The organism is Pantoea sp. MBD-2R (assembly GCF_039134845.1).
In the GTDB taxonomy this organism is placed as follows: domain Bacteria; phylum Pseudomonadota; class Gammaproteobacteria; order Enterobacterales; family Enterobacteriaceae; genus Erwinia.
This window is the reverse complement of the sequence record NZ_CP152417.1, coordinates 1680782-1698085: the sequence shown is the minus strand read 5'-3', so window position 1 is coordinate 1698085 and position 17304 is coordinate 1680782. Positions and strand designations below refer to the sequence as shown.

Genomic DNA, 17304 nt, shown 5'->3' with positions numbered 1-17304 from the left:
TCTGATTGTTAAAGCGCAGCTGCCAGGCTTTCCGGATCGTTAACCGGCGCCGCAGTCAGCGTATCAACAATACGTTTTGTCAGGCCGGTCAGTACTTTGCCAGGCCCAGCTTCCAGCAGCGACGTCACACCCTGCTGCGCCATAAACTCGACGCATTCGGTCCAGCGGACCGGGCTGTACAGCTGGCGAACCAGCGCGCTGCGAATCGCCTCTGCTGAGGTCTCACATTTCACATCAACGTTGTTAATCACCGGAATGACCGGGGCGTTGAAGGTTAACTTTTCCAGCGCAACAGCCAGTTTGTCGGCTGCCGGCTTCATCAGCGCGCAGTGTGACGGCACGCTAACGGGCAGTGGCAGAGCGCGTTTAGCACCGGCGGCCTTACAGGCTGCCCCCGCACGCTCTACCGCTTCTTTATTTCCGGCGATAACAACCTGACCGGGTGAGTTGAAGTTGACCGGGGAGACAATTTGTCCCTGAGCCGCTTCCTCACAAGCTTTAGCAATGGCTGCATCATCCAGGCCGATAATCGCCTGCATTGCGCCTGTGCCTTCCGGCACCGCTTCCTGCATCAGTTTGCCACGCAGTTCTACCAGCTTGATCGCATCACTAAAGTCGATCACGCCCGCGCAAACCAGCGCACTATACTCGCCCAGGCTGTGTCCTGCCAGCATTGCAGGCGTCAATCCGCCTTTTTCCTGCCAAACGCGGAAAATAGCAACAGATGCGGCCAGCAGCGCGGGCTGAGTTTGCCAGGTTTTGTTCAATTCTTCAACCGGCCCCTGCTGCACCAGTGCCCAAAGGTCGTAACCCAGCGCATCGGAAGCTTCACGGAAAGTTTTTTCCACCAGCGGATTTTCAGCTGCCAGGTTAGCCAGCATGCCAACCGTCTGCGATCCCTGTCCCGGGAAAACCATTGCAAATTGCGTCATTGTTATATCCTGTTAATCAAAAACGAACCAGCGCCGAGCCCCAGGTGAAACCGCCACCAAAGGCTTCAAGCAGCACCAGCTGACCTGGCTTAATACGGCCATCGCGTACGGCTTCATCCAGCGCGGTCGGAACGGAAGCGGCAGAGGTGTTGCCGTGACGATCCAGCGTCACAACCACTTTATCCATCTCCATGCCCAGCTTGCGCGCGGTGGCGTTGATAATACGCAGGTTAGCCTGATGCGGTACCAGCCAGTCGATGGCTTCACGCTCAAGATTATTTGCCTTCAGCGTCTCTTCTACGATGTGCGCCAGCTCGGTTACGGCAACCTTAAACACTTCGTTGCCCGCCATGGTGACGTAAGAAGGCTGCTCCTGGTGCTCACGATCCTGATTCGCCAGCGTCAACAGCTGACCGTAGCGGCCATCAGCATGCAGATGGGTCGAAATGATGCCCTGTTCTTCGCTGGCACCCAGCACCACCGCACCCGCGCCGTCGCCAAACAGGATGATCGTGCCGCGATCGTTTGGATCAAGCATACGCGCCAGCACGTCAGCACCGATCACCAGCGCGTTTTTTACTGCGCCGTTTTTGATGTACTGATCGGCCACGCTCAGAGCATAAGTAAAGCCTGCGCATGCCGCTGCCAGATCAAAGGATGCGGCATCATCAATACCCAGCATCTGCTGGATCATGCAGGCTGAACTTGGGAAAGCATGACTGGAGGAGGTGGTGGCAACCACGATCAAACCGATATCGTTCTTGTCGATACCGGCCATTTCCAGCGCACGTTCAGCCGCGTGGAAGCCCATCGTCGCGACGGTTTCGTCTGCTGCGGCTATCCGACGTTCACGAATACCGGTTCGCGTGACAATCCACTCGTCCGATGTATCTACCATTTTTTCCAGATCGGCATTAGTCCGCACCTGTTCGGGCAAATAGCTACCCGTACCGATAATCTTCGTATACATGTACGTCAGTCACTCTTAGGTAATACAGTTTCAAGGCGGGCAGCAATCCGTTCGGGAAGTTGCTGCCGCACCGCCTGCTCTGCCTGTTCTATTGCCGCAAAAAATGCGTGCTGGCTGGCGTTACCGTGACTTTTCACCACGATACCGCGCAAGCCTAACAGGCAGGCGCCATTGTACTGGTCGGGATTCAGATGGCCGAACTGCTTAGCCAGACGCCTTTTCAGCACGCGTCCCAGCAGTGACAGCCACCAGGCCCTTTTTTTACCTTCGCCCTGTGATTGCAACAGCGAAAGAAACGTTTTTACTACTCCTTCCATCGTTTTTAAGGTGACATTGCCGATGAAACCATCGCACACAAGTACATCCGTCTTTCCGGTAAGAAGATCGTTTCCTTCGAGGTATCCAATATAGTTAATTTCCGGCGATTCACGCAGAATTACCGCAGCGTCGCGGATGCTTTGCAAACCTTTGGTCTCTTCATGACCAATATTTAGCAGCGCCACGCGTGGATGACCAATGTTTAACACCTCTTCGGCCATCACTGCGCCCATCACGGCAAACTGCACCAGCAGGGCGCTGTCTGACTCAATATTGGCACCTAAATCCAGCAGCACCGTTTTTCCACCCTGCACGTTTGGCAACACCGTCATCAACGCGGGCCGCTCAATGCCGTTTAACGGCTTGAGCAGTAATTTCGCCAGCCCCATCAGCGCCCCAGTATTCCCGGCACTGATACAGGCTTGTGCCTGCCCTTCTTTTACCAGCTCAAGCGCCACGCGCATGGAAGAACCACGGCTGTGACGAATCGCCTGGGAAGGTTTAGCATCACTGGCAATAACCGACTCGGCAGGAATAATCTGCAGACGTGCCCGTAAGGCGGAATCAGCTTTTGCGAGTAATGACGTGATTTTGTCGGGATCGCCGACCAGGAGAAGATGCAACTGCGAGTGAGATGCCAGTGCCTGCATTGCCGCAGGCACTGTCACGCAGGGACCGAAGTCCCCGCCCATGGCATCTATCGCCAGGGTCAATCGTGTCAAAGTATCGCCGGCAGAGCCGCGAATTACTTAACGATGACCTTGCGACCGCGGTAGTAACCATCCGCAGTGATGTGGTGACGCAGATGCGTTTCGCCAGAAACTTTATCTACGGAAAGAGCTGCTGTGGTCAGCGCATCGTGTGAACGACGCATGCCACGCTTGGAACGGGTTGGTTTATTCTGTTGTACGGCCATGGACCTTACTCCTATTACTTACGCTTTAAACTGGCTAATACGGCAAATGGGTTTGGTTTTTCCGCCTCTGCAGGCAGTTTGCCAAAGACCATGTCCGCCTCGGACACTTCACAGTGTTCAGAATCATGCACCGGAACGACAGGCAGAGCGAGGATAATTTCATCTTCTACCACTGCCAGCAGGTCGATTTCGCCAAACTCGTTGACCTCGACCGGCTCGTACGCTTCCGGGAGTGCTTCAGCCTGCTCGTCAGTAACGACCGGGCTAAAACAATACGTCACGTGGACCGCGTGCGGGAAAGACTGGTTGCAGCGTTGACAAGAGAGCGTAACGGAAACCGCAGCAGTACCTTTCAGTACCGCTAAACGCTGCTCGTCAATCGCGAACGACATCGTACAATCCACATCGCTGTCCACACTCACGACCGATTCGGCAACACGCAGCACCTGTTCAGGGGTGTAAACGCCCTGGTAATCCAGGCGTTTTTGAGCGGTGCGAACCGGATCAAGAGTTAGGGGTAATTTTACCTTTTGCATAGGGCGCGCATATTAACTTTGTAACGACATAGAGTCAAAGAAAAAGGCCGTTTAACAGCATCTTTCACCCATTATTCGCATCCAGTGCGGCGCACAGTTTAAAATGTCCCGCACTGATTCGCTATCTATTCTGGAAAAAAATATGACACAGCTGGTTTTAGCCTCCACTTCCCCGTTCAGAAAAACCCTGCTTGAGAAGCTGGGCGTTCCTTTTATTACCGCTTCGCCTGAGGTGGATGAAACGGCTCAACCCAATGAATCTGCAACGGATCTTGTTAAGCGTCTTGCGGCAGCTAAAGCCTGCGCGCTGGCTAAATCTTATCCTGCACATCTCATTATAGGCTCCGATCAGGTCTGCGTAATTGACGGAAAAATCACCGGAAAACCGCATACGGAAGAGAACGCTCGCGCGCAGTTACGTCAGGCCAGCGGCCACAGCGTCATTTTTTATACTGGCCTGGCGCTTTTAGACAGCCGAAATAATAAGCTGAACGTGATTTGTGAACCTTTTAGCGTCGATTTCCGCCCGCTAAGCGAAGCGGAAATCAACCACTATATTCGTAAAGAACAGCCGCTTAACTGTGCGGGAAGTTTTAAAAGCGAAGGGCTGGGAATTACTTTGTTTGACCGTCTTTCCGGCCGCGATCCGAATACGCTGGTTGGACTGCCGCTGATTGCGCTGTGTGAGATGCTGCGGGAAGCGGGAATCGATCCGCTGGCAGGTTAGGTCTGGATGAGATCGGTCGCTTCAGGCTGGTCAGAAAGCGGGAGGGGCTACCCGGAACACGGACACGCAAAAAACCTCATGCCTGATACGCTCGTTTGGCGCCGTCCATGGCGTCAAACGGTAAGCTTATTTGCAGTCATTTCTTTTCGACAACACCGCTGTACCAAACATCACTTCGCCGGGGAATTTTTCCGCAGCACCGCCAGGCAGCGCTTCAGCTCATCGTCCAGCGGCGCTTCCACGCGCATGACTTCACCGGTGTTAGGATGAGTGAATTTCAGCGCGGCAGCGTGCAGGAAGAGGCGTTTCAAGCCCGTACCGGCCAGTTGCGCATCAAAATCTCTTTCGCCGTAGCGGTCATCAAAAGCAATCGGGTGCCCGGCATGCAGCGTGTGCACACGGATCTGGTGGGTACGACCGGTAATCGGGCTGGCCTTTACCAACGTAGCCTGCGCGTAACGTTCTTCAACCTTGAAGCGCGTTTCGGACGGTTTGCCTTCGCTACTTACCCGCACAATGCGCTCACCGCTTTGCAGGATATTTTTCAGGAGTGGAGCCTGTACCGCTTTGATATGCGAAGGCCAGGAGCCGCGAACCAGCGCGAGGTAATCCTTCTGCATGCCTTTTTCACGTAACTGCTCATGCAGCGAACGCAGCGCAGAACGTTTTTTCGCCACCAGCAGAATGCCGGAAGTATCGCGATCGAGACGATGCACCAGCTCCAGGAAGCGAGCATCAGGTCGTAGCGCGCGCAGCCCTTCGATAACGCCAAAGCTCAGCCCACTTCCGCCGTGCACGGCGGTGCCTGACGGCTTGTTCATCACCAGAATATAATCGTCTTCATAAAGGATTGCATCGGCGAGCGCGGCAACCTTAGCCAGCTTTGGCGAGACGGCGGCATCTTCACGCTCCGCCACCCGCACCGGCGGGATACGCACCTCATCCCCCGCTTCCAGCTTATATTCAGGCTTGATTCGACCTTTATTAACGCGCACTTCGCCCTTACGCAAAATGCGATAAATCATACTTTTCGGCACGCCTTTCAACTGGGTGCGTAAAAAGTTATCGATGCGCTGTCCCGCCTCATCGGCGGAAATAGTCACTATTTGTACTGCGGGAGTATTGGTTTTCATGGTCGGCGATTCTAAATAGAGCGCCAGGATAGCGCCACTTCTTTTTCTGTGCTTAACTGACTAAGACCCCTGCGATGCAGGCGTTTATGTCCAGTTTTTAGGCAATTTGCTGAATTGCGCTGCAAATGATTCGAAAAGCTGGAATAAACTTCTCAGAGCGGGAAAAGTCACCTTGCTATCACAAGCTTAGCAATGGAATAATGATTCCGTTTTCCAGGCTCTGGCCTTGTGAAACAAGAAAATAGCGTAATAAGAAATTTTGCCGGATAACCCATACACGCAGCAATGGCGTAAGACGTATTGTGTCATCAGGCATTTAGCGGGCTGCGGGTTGCAGCCTGGACGACAAGACGGGATTGGTTCACTCTGGTATCCACTGGTGGTTCTCCCCCTTTTTAAAAGCGCTGTTTTTTCTAATGAAAAACAGGCTACCGAGATTTTGCGCCCCTTGAGCCGCCGATAACCGGGAGGTTGACGGCTTTGCGATGAGACACGGGGCCATCGGTCGATTGCGTCCAGCGTTACTATTGCCCGTAGCTTTGTCACTAATGTAAGAATAATGAGTAAGTTACGATGAAAAGAATGTTGATAAACGCAACTCAACAGGAGGAGTTGCGTGTTGCTCTGGTAGACGGACAGCGTCTGTATGACCTGGATATTGAAAGTCCGGGACACGAGCAGAAGAAAGCCAACATCTACAAAGGCAAGATCACCCGCATTGAACCTAGTCTCGAAGCCGCCTTTGTCGATTACGGCGCTGAAAGACACGGTTTTCTCCCTCTGAAAGAAATCTCCCGCGAAAACTTCCCCAGCAATTACAACTCGCATGGTCGTCCTAACATTAAAGACGTGCTGCGCGAAGGTCAGGAAGTTATCGTTCAGATTGATAAAGAAGAGCGCGGCAACAAAGGCGCAGCGTTAACCACCTTTATCAGCCTTGCGGGCAGCTATCTGGTTCTGATGCCGAACAACCCTCGTGCTGGCGGCATTTCCCGCCGTATTGAAGGCGACGATCGCACCGAACTGAAAGAAGCCCTTTCCGCGCTGGAACTGCCCGAAGGCATGGGTCTGATTGTGCGTACCGCTGGCGTCGGCAAATCAGCCGAAGCGCTACAGTGGGATTTGAGCTTCCGTATGAAACACTGGGAAGCGATCAAAAAAGCCGCCGACAGCCGCCCTGCTCCCTTCCTGATCCATCAGGAAAGCAACGTTATCGTGCGCGCTTTCCGTGATTACCTGCGTCAGGATATCGGTGAAATCCTCATTGATAATCCGAAAGTTCTTGAACTGGCTCGCCAGCATATCGCGGCGCTGGGTCGTCCGGACTTTAGCAGCAAAATCAAGCTCTATACCGGTGAGATCCCGCTGTTCAGCCACTATCAGATCGAATCGCAGATTGAATCCGCCTTCCAGCGCGAAGTGCGCCTGCCTTCCGGCGGCTCGATTGTGATCGACACCACTGAAGCACTGACCGCTATTGATATCAACTCCGCTCGTGCAACCCGCGGTGGCGATATCGAAGAAACAGCCTTTAACACTAACCTGGAAGCAGCAGACGAAATCGCACGTCAGCTACGCCTGCGCGATCTGGGTGGCCTGATCGTTATCGACTTTATCGATATGACGCCGGTTCGCCATCAGCGTGCGGTTGAGAATCGCCTGCGTGAGGCCGTCCGTCAGGACCGTGCGCGCATCCAGATTAGCCATATTTCCCGTTTCGGCCTGCTGGAAATGTCGCGTCAGCGCCTCAGCCCGTCACTGGGCGAGTCCAGTCATCACGTCTGCCCTCGCTGTAGCGGGACCGGCACCATCCGTGATAACGAATCGCTGTCGCTCTCTATCCTGCGTCTGATTGAAGAAGAAGCGCTCAAAGAGAACACCAAAGAAGTTCACGCTATCGTGCCGGTGCAGATTGCGTCTTACCTGCTGAACGAAAAACGTGAAGCGGTTAGCGCCATCGAAAAACGTCAGGGCGGCGTGCGGGCCATCATCGTGCCTAACGATCAGATGGAAACCCCACACTACTCCGTTCTGCGCGTGCGCAGCGGTGAAGAAACGCAGACCCTTAGCTATCATCTGCCGAAGCTGCATGAAGCGGAAATGGCCCTGCCTTCTGAAGAAGAACATGCTGAGCGTAAGCGTCCTGAGCAGCCGGCTCTTGCCGCGTTTGTGATGCCGGATGCGCCGCCTGTTCCACAGGAGCCTGTGGTTGAAATCGCCAGCCCTGCCGTTGCGCCACAGCCTGCTGCGCCGGAAAGCCAGCAGCCAGGCCTGGTCAGCCGCTTCCTGAGCGGTCTGAAGAAAATGTTTACAGGTGAGCAAAAACCTGTTGAACAGCCTCAGCCTGCTGCCGTTGTGGAAGAAAAAGCGCCGGAAGCCACACCTCCGCGTAGCGAACGCCGCAACAATCGTCGCCAGAATAACCGTCGTGACCGTAATAACGGCGAACGTGGTGAGCGCTACGGCGACCGCAGCGAGCGCAGCAACGAACGTAACAGCGATCGTAATGAACGTACCGAGCGTAATGAACGTACCGAGCGTGGTGAACGTACCGAGCGTGGCGAACGTAATAACAATCGTAACGAGCGTAACGACCGCAACTCCAATCGCAATGAGCGTATGGTTCGCGACCGCGATCCTGCCGCTGAAGGCCGTGAAGATAATCGTCGTAACAAGCGTAATGCGCCACAACAGGCAGAAACGCATGACGAAATCCAACCGGTCAGCGACGAAGCGCGTAATCAGCAGCGTGAAGAGGCGCAACAACAGCGTCGCGATCAGCGTGCCGAGCGTAAACGTCGTCAGGATGAAAAACGTCTCGCTGCGCAGGAAGATAAAGTTGCTGAAGTCGTACCGGCTGAAGAAGTTGCAGAAGCTGCTGAAGAGCAGGTTCAGGTACTGCCACGTCGTAAGCCACGTCAGCTGAATCAGAAGGTACGGATTGAGACGGCCGAGCAAACGGCTGCACGTTCATTCGCACCTGCTGAAGACGAGCCTGCTGCGCCAGTTGAAGAACAGCCAGCTGCGCTGACCGGGGCGGTAGATATCGTTGAATCGGATGAAAGTGAAGAACGCGACAGCAACACGATGCCACGTCGTTCACGCCGTTCGCCTCGCCATCTGCGCGTTAGCGGCCAACGTCGTCGTCGCTATCGTGACGAGCGCTATCCAAACCAGTCGCCAATGCCGCTGACCTTTGCTGCTGCGTCTCCGGAAATGGCTTCAGGTAAAGTTTGGGTCTCTTACCCTGTGGCGCATATTACCGATGGTGATGAGGTCGAACAGTCCGTGGTGCCAGATTATGGTCATCAGGATGTTGAAACCGCCCCTGCTGTTGCCGTAGCCGAAACCGCTTCGCTGCCGGAAGGCGTTCAGGATGAAGCTCAGCCGGTACATATCGCCGAGCCTCAGCCAGCGAATCAGCCGGAAGTGACGCTGGTTAACACCGACGAAACTGCCGCCATTGAAGCGCCAGTCAATGAGGAACCTTCGGTTATCTCAGCTGCTGACGAGCCTGTTGCTGAAGCGGTGGCGGAAGAAGCTCAGCCGGTAGAAGAGACTCAGCCTGCGGTTGATTCTTTTGCCAGCACCGCTGAAGAAGCTGCACCGGCTAAAGAGATTGCTGAAGCGCAGCAGACTGCTGAAAACAACCCGCAAGCCGTCACTTCTGCCTCCGATGTGAGTGCAGAAACGAAGCAGCAGGTTGAAGACGTGCTGAAGGCGCCAGAAGCAGTCGCAGAACCTGTTGTGGCTTCCGAGCCTCACGCTCCGGTTCCGGCACGTGACGAACCGGTTGCTGAGGCTGCACCGGTTGCTCAGGCTCCTGCTGCTGAAGCGGCACCGGTTGCTCAGGCGACTGCCGCACCTCAGGCTCCGGCTGTTGAATCTGCACCGGCTGCTCAGGCGACTGCTGCACCTCAGGCTCCGGCTGTTGAACCTGTACCGGCTGCTCAGGCCACTGCCGCACCTCAGGCTCCTGCTGCTGAAGCTGCACCTGCGGTAACAGACGCTGCGGTTCCGGCCTTCAAGCATCATGCTACGGCTCCGATGACTAAAGCGCCGGCACCTGAGTATCAGGCAGAACCTGCTCGCAACAGCGACTGGGTTCGTCCTTCCTTCAACTTTGAAGGTAAAGGCTCAGCTGGCGGTCACGCAGCAACCCATCAGGCAACGGCCCCGGCAACCCGCCCGGAATAAACCGCAACCCTGACGAAAAGCCCTGGTCACTGACCGGGGCTTTTTTTGCAGGCGTGAAAGCCGATAAACTCCCGCTGGCAGCTATCATCAACTCATCGCGTACTCTGATGCAGCGTCAAAACTCCCCCGCCAACACGGCAGTGCAGGCGAACGTTTTCCAACTGAAGTAGTCCTGTTCGCGACGGCAAACTCAGGGCAAAAAAAACCCGTTATCAGGAGGTTACTCTGATAACGGGGGAAAAGTGGACGCACCCGGTTTAAGCGCGTCCAAAATGGGTAACAGGTTTAATTCGTTTTGAACAGGGACATCTGAGACATTGAGCTAAACACCTTGTAGGAAGCCTGCAAAGCAGCCTGCTTCATGGTGTAAGCGGAAATGGTACTTGTGTAGTCAGCGTCGACCAGGTTACTCATCTGCGTTGACTGGTTGAGCGCCGTGTCATCAGATTTGGATTCAATATTATCCAGCTCGCTTAGCTGCGTGCCCACTTCAGACTGTACTTTCAGCACGTTGTCCATTGAGTTACGCAGGCCACGGTTAGCCTTAGCCATATCGGCGGCGGCGGCATCTTTAGTCGTTGCATCGGCATCGGCCAGCGGCTGTTTCAGCGCGTTGATGGCGGTATTCAACGTGGTGAAAATATTGCTCTCACTTGCGCTGCCATCCGGCTCGGCTACCGCAGTGCTGGTCAGGCTGTTAAAAATCTGGCTACCGGTATGGCTGGTGACCATGGTACGGCTGGCATCGACTTTCTGGTTAATCGCCGTATCACCGCCGACATAGCTCACGTTGCCGCTGGCATCCTGAGTAAAAGGTGCCGTATCGGATTTGTAGCCTGCAAAAATGTAACGGCCGTTGCCGTCTGTCGAGTTAGCAAGGTTCATCAGCTGATCGCGCAGGCTGGTCAGGGTTGTCGCATAGGTGGCGCGGTCGGCATCCGACAGCGTACCGGTTGATGCAGCAACAACGGCCGTTTGAGCCTGAGTGATGACGTTCGTCACCTGCGACAGGTTAGTGTCTTCCTGCGCCAGGCTGCTGGTCGCAAAATTACGTGCCGTCTTGTACTGGCTGGTCTCAGCCTGAGCCTGTGACAGCACAACTGCCTGAGCGGCCGCCACCGGATCGTCTGATGGGTTGACCACACGCTTGCCGGTTGACAGCTGTTCGCCCGATTTCAACCAGGCAGACTGCGAGTCAGAAATACCGCGCATTTGTTGGTCATAAATCATCGTGGTGCTTAAACGCATGATTTGTTCCTTCCTCAGAATCAGCTAACGGCGCCGATCAGCGCGTTAAATATAGTGGTGGCAGTTTGCAAAATCTGCGCGTTCGCAGTGTAGTACTGCTGATAACGCGTCAGGTTGCCATATTCTTCATCCAGGTTAACGCCGGAAACGGACTGCTGCTGATTGGTCAGCTGCGTCACCACATTGCCCTGCGTGGTGCTGGTGGTTTCCAGGTTGCTGGTTTTGTTACCAATGGTAGCGACCATGCTGGCATAAGCCTGAGTCAGCGTACTGTTGCCGGTAATGACCTTTTTGGTCTGCAAATCCAACAGCGACTGCGCGTTGTTGTTGTTGCTTACACCATTATCGGCATCGGCGGCGGCAATTTTAGCTTCGTCGGTAATATTTACACTCATGCTGGAAATCACGTTAGAAACGGGTTTCACCGTGAAGCTGTCTTTAGCCGATGGCGTACCGTTCACCGTCAGCTGTAAGCCATCAAAGCTCAGCGTAGAATTACCGGACGCATCCGTTCCCGCGGTTGGGGTCACGGTCGCATTGTCAGATAAACGTTTTACGCTCCAGCTGCTGCCATCGTAGCTCACCTTGTAATCTGACGCCTGCACGCTGCTGGTATCACTCCAGGCCGCAGAAACGGAAACGCCGGTGCTGTTGTTGCTGTTGGCCGTGACAGTCGGGCCGCCCAGATTAAAGAACGCTTCGCCCGCATCGCCGTTGCTGTCATAACCGGCTTCGTGCTGGGTGTTAAAGCTGTCACCCAACGCCATCGCCATCTGGCCAAGCTGATTGCGTGTATTATCCAGATCGGTACGGAAAGCGAGCAGACCACCCAGTGAGCCGGTGGTGATCAGTTTTTCCGGAATTTCCGTGGTGGCTTTCGTGGTTGAATCCACAGTAGCAATGGTGGTTCGGGCAGGATCCGCGCTGGAAGAAACCGCAGCCAGCTTGCTATAGCTATCGCCCTGCACCAGCGAAATACCGTTACCGATGCTGATGTTGTAGCTGCCGCCATCCTGCTGCGTCACGGTGACGCCGACAATTTTGTTCAGATCGCTGACCAGCTGATCGCGCTGATCCATCAGATCGTTAGGTTCGTTACCCGCGCCCGCGCCTTTCAGCTTGGTGATCTGCTGGTTAATATTGGCGATCTGCTTGGCATAGCCGTTGATTTGGTCCACGCTGGAGCCGATCGAGGTATTCAGGCTGCTGTCAACGTTACGCAAATAGGTATCGGTGACTTGAAACTGGTTTACCAGCCCGTCTGCTTTGCCCAACACGGCCTGACGTGATGAAGAGTCAGATGCGTTGCTGGTCAACGTTTGCAGCGAGGAGAAGAAATCCTGCACGGTCGTTGACAGCGTGTTGGTGGTACTGGAAAACATATCATCCAGGTTAGAGAGCTGGCTGTATTGCGTGGTCAGCGCGCTGGACTGGGTACTGGCGCTGCGCAGCTGGTTAGTAATAAAGGCGTCGTATTCACGATTGACGCTGGCAACCGAAACACCGTTGCCATAGTACTGCGTGCCGTTGAGCGTACTGCTTGCCTGAGCAAGAACCGTCGTCTGACGCGAGTAGCCAGCAACGCTGTAATTACTGATGTTGTTACTGGTGGTGCTCAACGCGGCCGAGGCGGCGTTGATACCTGTCATAGCGGTATTAATTAAGTTAGACATGTCGGTTCCTTATCACCCTGGCTCAGCACGGGCCGGCATTACAATCGGTTGCCGGTCCACGCGTTAGCGTCAATCCGGCCTGTCACTGTTATCGGTTAAAATGCAGCAAACTTGAGCGAAAAATTTAGAATAAATCGCCCACGTCCTGGCTATAAGCCTTCACGACTTTTTCACCCATGTTTTTGAATTGCTGGATCATTCCCACCAGCTTCTGCGCATATTTTGGATCGGTCGCATAGCCTGCTGCCTGGAGTGCTTTCGCGCCCTGCTCCGGCGTTGCCGCCGTGGTCACCGCCTGGTAACGCGGGTTGTTGGCAATCAGCTTCACGTAATCATTCAGCGCATCGAAATAGGAGTCATAGACGCGGAATTTGGCTTTTACCTTCTTCGCTTCGCCATGCTCATATTCGGTAGTGGTGATTTCGGTGGTTTTCCCCTGCCAGCTGCTCGTCGCTTTGATACCGAAAACGTTAAAGCTTGGTTTGCCTTCCGCGGTCAGGATCTGACGTTGTCCCCAGCCCGACTCCAGCGCGGCCTGCGCCAGAATCAGGTGATGAGGAATACCGGTGCCGGCGCTGGCCTCTTTCGCTGGCTGCGACAGCTGAGCGATAAAGTCGCTGCTGTCGCCACTCAACGGCCTGTCAGACGAGGCTGGCAGACGCGGCACCGCCTTACGTACAATCTGTTCTAACGCCAGCGGCGGCAGCGTGTTGATAAAGTCTTTATCCAGCATCATCGGAATGGTGCCCGCTTTCTCATCGGGTGCCTGTGCCTGTTCCATCTGCTTGACCATCATGTCGGCCAGGCCCAGTCCTTTTGATGCAATCTGTTGCCCAATCTGCTGATCGTACATTGAAGTGTAAAGACGCGTCTGTTCGGTGCTCAGCAGGCCATCCTGCGGCAGCGCCTGACGCATGCTTTTCAACATCATCTGTACAAACATGCCTTCCACTTGCTTAGCGACTTCTTTAGCGTGAGCCTTAGGATCGTTACTCGCATCACGTTTCAGGTTGTTCAGTGAGCGGCTGTCGTAAGCCGCTGACATCAGAGACTGGGTATCGGTCATCAGATAATTTCCAGTTTGGCGTGCAGACAGCCCGCGCTCTGCATTGATTGCAAAATAGACATCAGGTCAATCGGCGTGGCACCCAGCGCATTCAGTGCACGCACTACGCTGTTCAGGTTGGCGCTGGCATTCACGCTCTGCAACGCGCCGCCGCTCTGGCGCAGGTCAATCTGAGTCTGCGGCGTGACGGCAGTCTGTCCACCGGCAAACGGCGTGTTAGGCTGGCTGACGTTCTGCTGCTGGTTCACCGTTACCGAGAGGTTGCCCTGAGCGATAGCGCAGGAGCTGAGCATCACTTCACGGTTCATCACGACCGAGCCGGTACGCGAGTTGATAATCACTTTCGCATCCTGAATCGGCACGGAAACATCAATGTTCTGGATATCGGCCAGCAGGCGAACCTGTGAAGTGCCGTTAGCAGAAACCTGTACCTGTACGGTACGGCCATCAATTGCCTGCGCTGAACCGTAGCGACCGTTAATGGCATCGGCAATACGCTGCGCCATGCTGAAATCTTCCTGGTTCAGGTACAGGCTGATCACGTTAGAGGTGCCAAAGTTATTTGGCAGTTCACGTTCAATGGTGGCGCCGCCGGTGATACGACCGCCGTTCACCTGGTTAACCGTGACGCTGCTGCCGCCCGCAGAAGCACCCGCGCCGCCAACCAGAATGTTACCCTGCGCCAGCGCATAAACCTGGTTGTCCACGCCTTTCATCGGCGTCATCAGCAGCGTACCGCCGCGCAGGCTTTTTGCGTTACCCATTGAGGAAACCACGACGTCAATCACCTGACCCTGACGGCCAAACGCCGGCAGCTTGGCCGTCACCATGACCGCCGCCACGTTTTTCAGCTGCATGTTGGTACCAGAAGGCACGGTAATGCCCAGCTGAGATAACATGTTGTTCAAACTCTGCGTGGTGAATGGCGTCTGGGTGGTCTGGTCACCCGAGCCATCCAGACCCACAACCAGACCGTAACCGATCAGCGAGTTATCACGCACGCCGCCAACGGTGGTCAAATCGCGAATACGGTCGGCGTGAGCAAATGAACTGACCGCGGCCAGCAAAACCAGGGTAAACCGGAAAATAATATTACGCATTTAAACCTCTTAGAATGGTGACAGGTTCAGGAAGAACCGTTGCAGCCAGCCCATCGTCTGTGCCTCATTGATGTAGCCGTTACCGACGTACTCAATACGGGCATCCGCCACCTGGGTCGAAACGACGCTATTGCTACCGCTGATGGTGCGTGGGTTAACCACGCCCGAGAAGCGGATAAATTCCGTGCCCTGGTTGATCTCAATCTGTTTCTCACCGACCACTTTCAGGTTGCCGTTCGGCAACACCTGATTCACGGTTACAGTGATAGTGCCGGTAAAGGTGTTGTTGGCTGTCGCGCCGCCTTTACCTGCAAAGGTGTTTTTACCGCTGGCGTCGATATTCGTTTTATCGCCACCCAGCAAGCCGGTCAGCGCGGATGGTAACGCGGTCAGACCCAGCGTTGCGCTACCGTCACGTCCGGCAGACGCCGTGGAGCTCTTGCTCGCACTGACGTTTTCCTGCAGCGTGATCGTCAGCGTATCGCCGATATTACGTGGACGGCGATCCTCGAACAGCGGCTGGTAGCCGTAGTTCATCGGCATCACGCCCTGAAAAATGGAACCGTTAACCATCGGTGGCGAAGCGGGCAGCGGCTGGGCCGTTGTCGAACCTTCGACCAGAGGCTTACGTGGAACTAAAGCACAACCGTTAAGCGTCAGGAGCAGCGTGGCTACTAACAAGCGTCCAGGCATTGAGATTTGCTTCGCCATGGAATTAACCTTTAATAATTAATGAAAATTTTTTATTTAGAGCCGGGCGAACCCGGCCTCTGTGACTTCAAAAATCCATACCCTAAATAATTCAAGTCGCAGGAAGGCGGCAAGGGAGCGAACCCCGATGAGCTTACTTGAGTAAGTGATTCGGGTGAACGAACGCAGCCAACGCGCCTGTGGCTTAAAGGATGACGGGTATTACAGCTGAGTCAGTTTGGCCAGCATCTGATCGGACGTGCTGATTGCCTTACTGTTGATCTCATAGGCGCGCTGAGTCTGAATCATGCTGACCAGTTCTTCGGCGACGTTAACGTTTGAGGTTTCAACGTAGCCCTGGTACAGCAAACCCGCACCGTTGTTGCCCGGCGTACTGTCAGTCGGCGCACCAGATGCCTGCGTTTCCTGGTAAAGGTTTTCACCTTTGCTTTCCAGACCCGCATCGTTAATGAAGGTACTCAGCGTTAACTGACCAACCTGAGTCGGCGCGGTCTGACCCTGAATGGTCACGCTAACCACACCGTCACGCCCTACGGTCATGCTTAAGGCGTTAGCCGGAATGGTGATAGCCGGCTGCACCGGGAAACCGCCGTTGGTCACCAGCTGGCCATTCTGGTCAGTCTGGAATGAGCCATCACGGGTGTAGGCTACGGTGCCATCGGGCATCTGGACCTGGAAATAACCCTGACCGCTGATCGCCACGTCTTTCGACGAATCGGTCTTGTTCAGGTTGCCCTGAGTGTGCAGGCGCTCGGTCGCAACCGGACGAACACCGGTACCCATCTGCATACCAGAAGGTAACGTCGTCTGCTCGGAAGACTGCGCGCCAGGCTGACGAATAGTTTGGTACATCAGATCTTCGAACACGGCACGCTGGCGTTTAAAGCCGTTGGTGCTGACGTTTGCCAGGTTGTTCGAGATGACGTCCATATTGGTTTGCTGAGCGTCAAGACCGGTTTTAGCAATCCATAAAGAGTTGATCATGTTAAGTTCCTCTGCTCTTAGCTCATTGACAGCAGCTGGTTAGCGCGTTGTTCATTCTCATCGACGCTGGAGATGACTTTCATCTGCATCTCGAAGCGTCGTGCGTTAGCGATCATGTCGACCATGGTCTGGCTGGAGCTGACATTGCTGCCTTCCAGTACGCCAGGCATAACCTGAATGGTCGGATCGCTCTGTAAAGCCGCGCCACGCTGTGCCTGGGCGCTATCGGTCAGACGGAACAGACCATCATCACCCCGGTTCACTTCTGAACTGGTGGCTTTCACCAGCTTCAGACGGCCAAGCTGCACGGTGGCATTCGGCGAATCGCCCGGGTTTAGCGCGGTAATCGTACCGTCAGCGGCAATGGTGATTTCCGACCCTTGCGGCACGGCGATTGGCCCCCCGTCGCCCATCACCAGGTTGCCCTGAATGGTGAGCTGTCCGGTTTGGTCAATTTCCATGTTGCCGTTACGGGTATAAGCCTCTGACCCATCTGCGGCGCGGACTGCCAGCCAGCCATCCTGACGAACGGCGACGTCCAGCGAGCGCCCGGTGTAGTCCATCGCGCCTGGCGTCATATCTGACCCCGGCGTTGAGGCGGTTACCAGCGTACGAGTCGGAAGCGACTCGCCCTGAACCGGGACAGCGCGCAGCGCATTAAGCTGCGCACGGAAGCCCGGGGTTGAGGCGTTGGCCAGGTTGTTGGCCGTCACTGCCTGCTGTTGGAGGGTCTGTGTTGCGGCCCCCATTGCGGTATATATCGCGTGATCCATAAGACGATCCTGTTAGCCGA

General features: G+C 55.0%; 15 protein-coding genes. 2 read left to right on the top strand and 13 right to left on the bottom strand.

Annotated elements, in window-relative coordinates:
• Nucleotides 1–8: 8 nt before the first annotated feature.
• Genes fabD through yceD form a run of 5 tightly spaced genes read right to left on the bottom strand, consistent with a single transcriptional unit; the run spans nucleotide 9 to nucleotide 3672 of the window.
• On the bottom strand, nucleotides 9–932 hold the full coding sequence (gene fabD, locus AAGQ96_RS07875; RefSeq protein ID WP_342755209.1) for an ACP S-malonyltransferase: 924 nt from the start codon (nucleotides 930–932) through the stop codon (nucleotides 9–11).
• A 16-nt stretch (nucleotides 933–948) separates the two neighbouring features.
• Nucleotides 949–1902, bottom strand: a complete 954-nt coding sequence (locus AAGQ96_RS07870) for a beta-ketoacyl-ACP synthase III (protein WP_147196918.1) — start codon at nucleotides 1900–1902, stop codon at nucleotides 949–951.
• 5 nt (nucleotides 1903–1907) lie between these two features.
• Nucleotides 1908–2942, bottom strand: a complete 1035-nt coding sequence (gene plsX / locus AAGQ96_RS07865) for a phosphate acyltransferase PlsX (protein ID WP_342755208.1) — start codon at nucleotides 2940–2942, stop codon at nucleotides 1908–1910.
• A gap of 23 nt (nucleotides 2943–2965) precedes the next feature.
• Nucleotides 2966–3136 carry a 50S ribosomal protein L32 gene (gene rpmF / locus AAGQ96_RS07860; protein ID WP_003849870.1) on the bottom strand — a complete coding sequence of 57 codons (171 nt, stop codon included), beginning with the start codon at nucleotides 3134–3136 and terminating at the stop codon, nucleotides 2966–2968.
• Between the two features lie 14 nt (nucleotides 3137–3150).
• On the bottom strand, nucleotides 3151–3672 hold the full coding sequence (gene yceD / locus AAGQ96_RS07855; RefSeq protein WP_147196913.1) for a 23S rRNA accumulation protein YceD: 522 nt from the start codon (nucleotides 3670–3672) through the stop codon (nucleotides 3151–3153).
• Nucleotides 3673–3814: 142 nt separating this feature from the next.
• Here yceD and AAGQ96_RS07850 point away from each other — a divergent pair, with 142 nt between their 5' ends.
• Nucleotides 3815–4399, top strand: coding sequence for a nucleoside triphosphate pyrophosphatase (locus tag AAGQ96_RS07850; protein WP_342755207.1), 585 nt, complete (start codon nucleotides 3815–3817; stop codon nucleotides 4397–4399).
• A gap of 170 nt (nucleotides 4400–4569) precedes the next feature.
• Here the strand turns inward: AAGQ96_RS07850 and rluC are convergent, their stop codons facing one another.
• Nucleotides 4570–5532 carry a 23S rRNA pseudouridine(955/2504/2580) synthase RluC gene (gene rluC / locus AAGQ96_RS07845; protein ID WP_147196909.1) on the bottom strand — a complete coding sequence of 321 codons (963 nt, stop codon included), beginning with the start codon at nucleotides 5530–5532 and terminating at the stop codon, nucleotides 4570–4572.
• 573 nt (nucleotides 5533–6105) lie between these two features.
• Between rluC and rne the strand changes: the two genes are divergently transcribed.
• Complete coding sequence (gene rne / locus AAGQ96_RS07840; protein WP_342755206.1) at nucleotides 6106–9729, top strand: ribonuclease E; 3624 nt, start codon at nucleotides 6106–6108, stop codon at nucleotides 9727–9729.
• A gap of 285 nt (nucleotides 9730–10014) precedes the next feature.
• Here the strand turns inward: rne and flgL are convergent, their stop codons facing one another.
• The 7 genes from flgL to AAGQ96_RS07805 all read right to left on the bottom strand — a co-directional run bounded on the left by flgL (nucleotide 10015) and on the right by AAGQ96_RS07805 (nucleotide 17284).
• The gene (gene flgL / locus AAGQ96_RS07835) at nucleotides 10015–10977 is read right to left on the bottom strand and encodes a flagellar hook-associated protein FlgL (RefSeq protein WP_147196905.1); all 963 of its coding nucleotides are present in this window, start codon (nucleotides 10975–10977) and stop codon (nucleotides 10015–10017) included.
• Nucleotides 10978–10997: 20 nt separating this feature from the next.
• Nucleotides 10998–12650, bottom strand: coding sequence for a flagellar hook-associated protein FlgK (gene flgK / locus AAGQ96_RS07830; RefSeq protein WP_342755205.1), 1653 nt, complete (start codon nucleotides 12648–12650; stop codon nucleotides 10998–11000).
• Nucleotides 12651–12774: 124 nt separating this feature from the next.
• On the bottom strand, nucleotides 12775–13716 hold the full coding sequence (gene flgJ / locus AAGQ96_RS07825) for a flagellar assembly peptidoglycan hydrolase FlgJ (protein WP_147196901.1): 942 nt from the start codon (nucleotides 13714–13716) through the stop codon (nucleotides 12775–12777).
• The gene (locus AAGQ96_RS07820) at nucleotides 13716–14816 is read right to left on the bottom strand and encodes a flagellar basal body P-ring protein FlgI (protein WP_147196899.1); all 1101 of its coding nucleotides are present in this window, start codon (nucleotides 14814–14816) and stop codon (nucleotides 13716–13718) included. The genes flgJ and AAGQ96_RS07820 overlap by 1 nt, the downstream gene beginning before the upstream one ends.
• A 9-nt stretch (nucleotides 14817–14825) precedes the next feature.
• Complete coding sequence (locus AAGQ96_RS07815; protein ID WP_147196897.1) at nucleotides 14826–15527, bottom strand: flagellar basal body L-ring protein FlgH; 702 nt, start codon at nucleotides 15525–15527, stop codon at nucleotides 14826–14828.
• Between the two features lie 201 nt (nucleotides 15528–15728).
• Nucleotides 15729–16511 carry a flagellar basal-body rod protein FlgG gene (flgG, locus tag AAGQ96_RS07810; protein WP_147196895.1) on the bottom strand — a complete coding sequence of 261 codons (783 nt, stop codon included), beginning with the start codon at nucleotides 16509–16511 and terminating at the stop codon, nucleotides 15729–15731.
• Nucleotides 16512–16528: 17 nt separating this feature from the next.
• Nucleotides 16529–17284: a flagellar basal body rod protein FlgF gene (locus tag AAGQ96_RS07805; protein ID WP_147196893.1), complete on the bottom strand. Its 756-nt coding sequence runs from the start codon at nucleotides 17282–17284 to the stop codon at nucleotides 16529–16531.
• Nucleotides 17285–17304 lie beyond the last annotated feature (20 nt).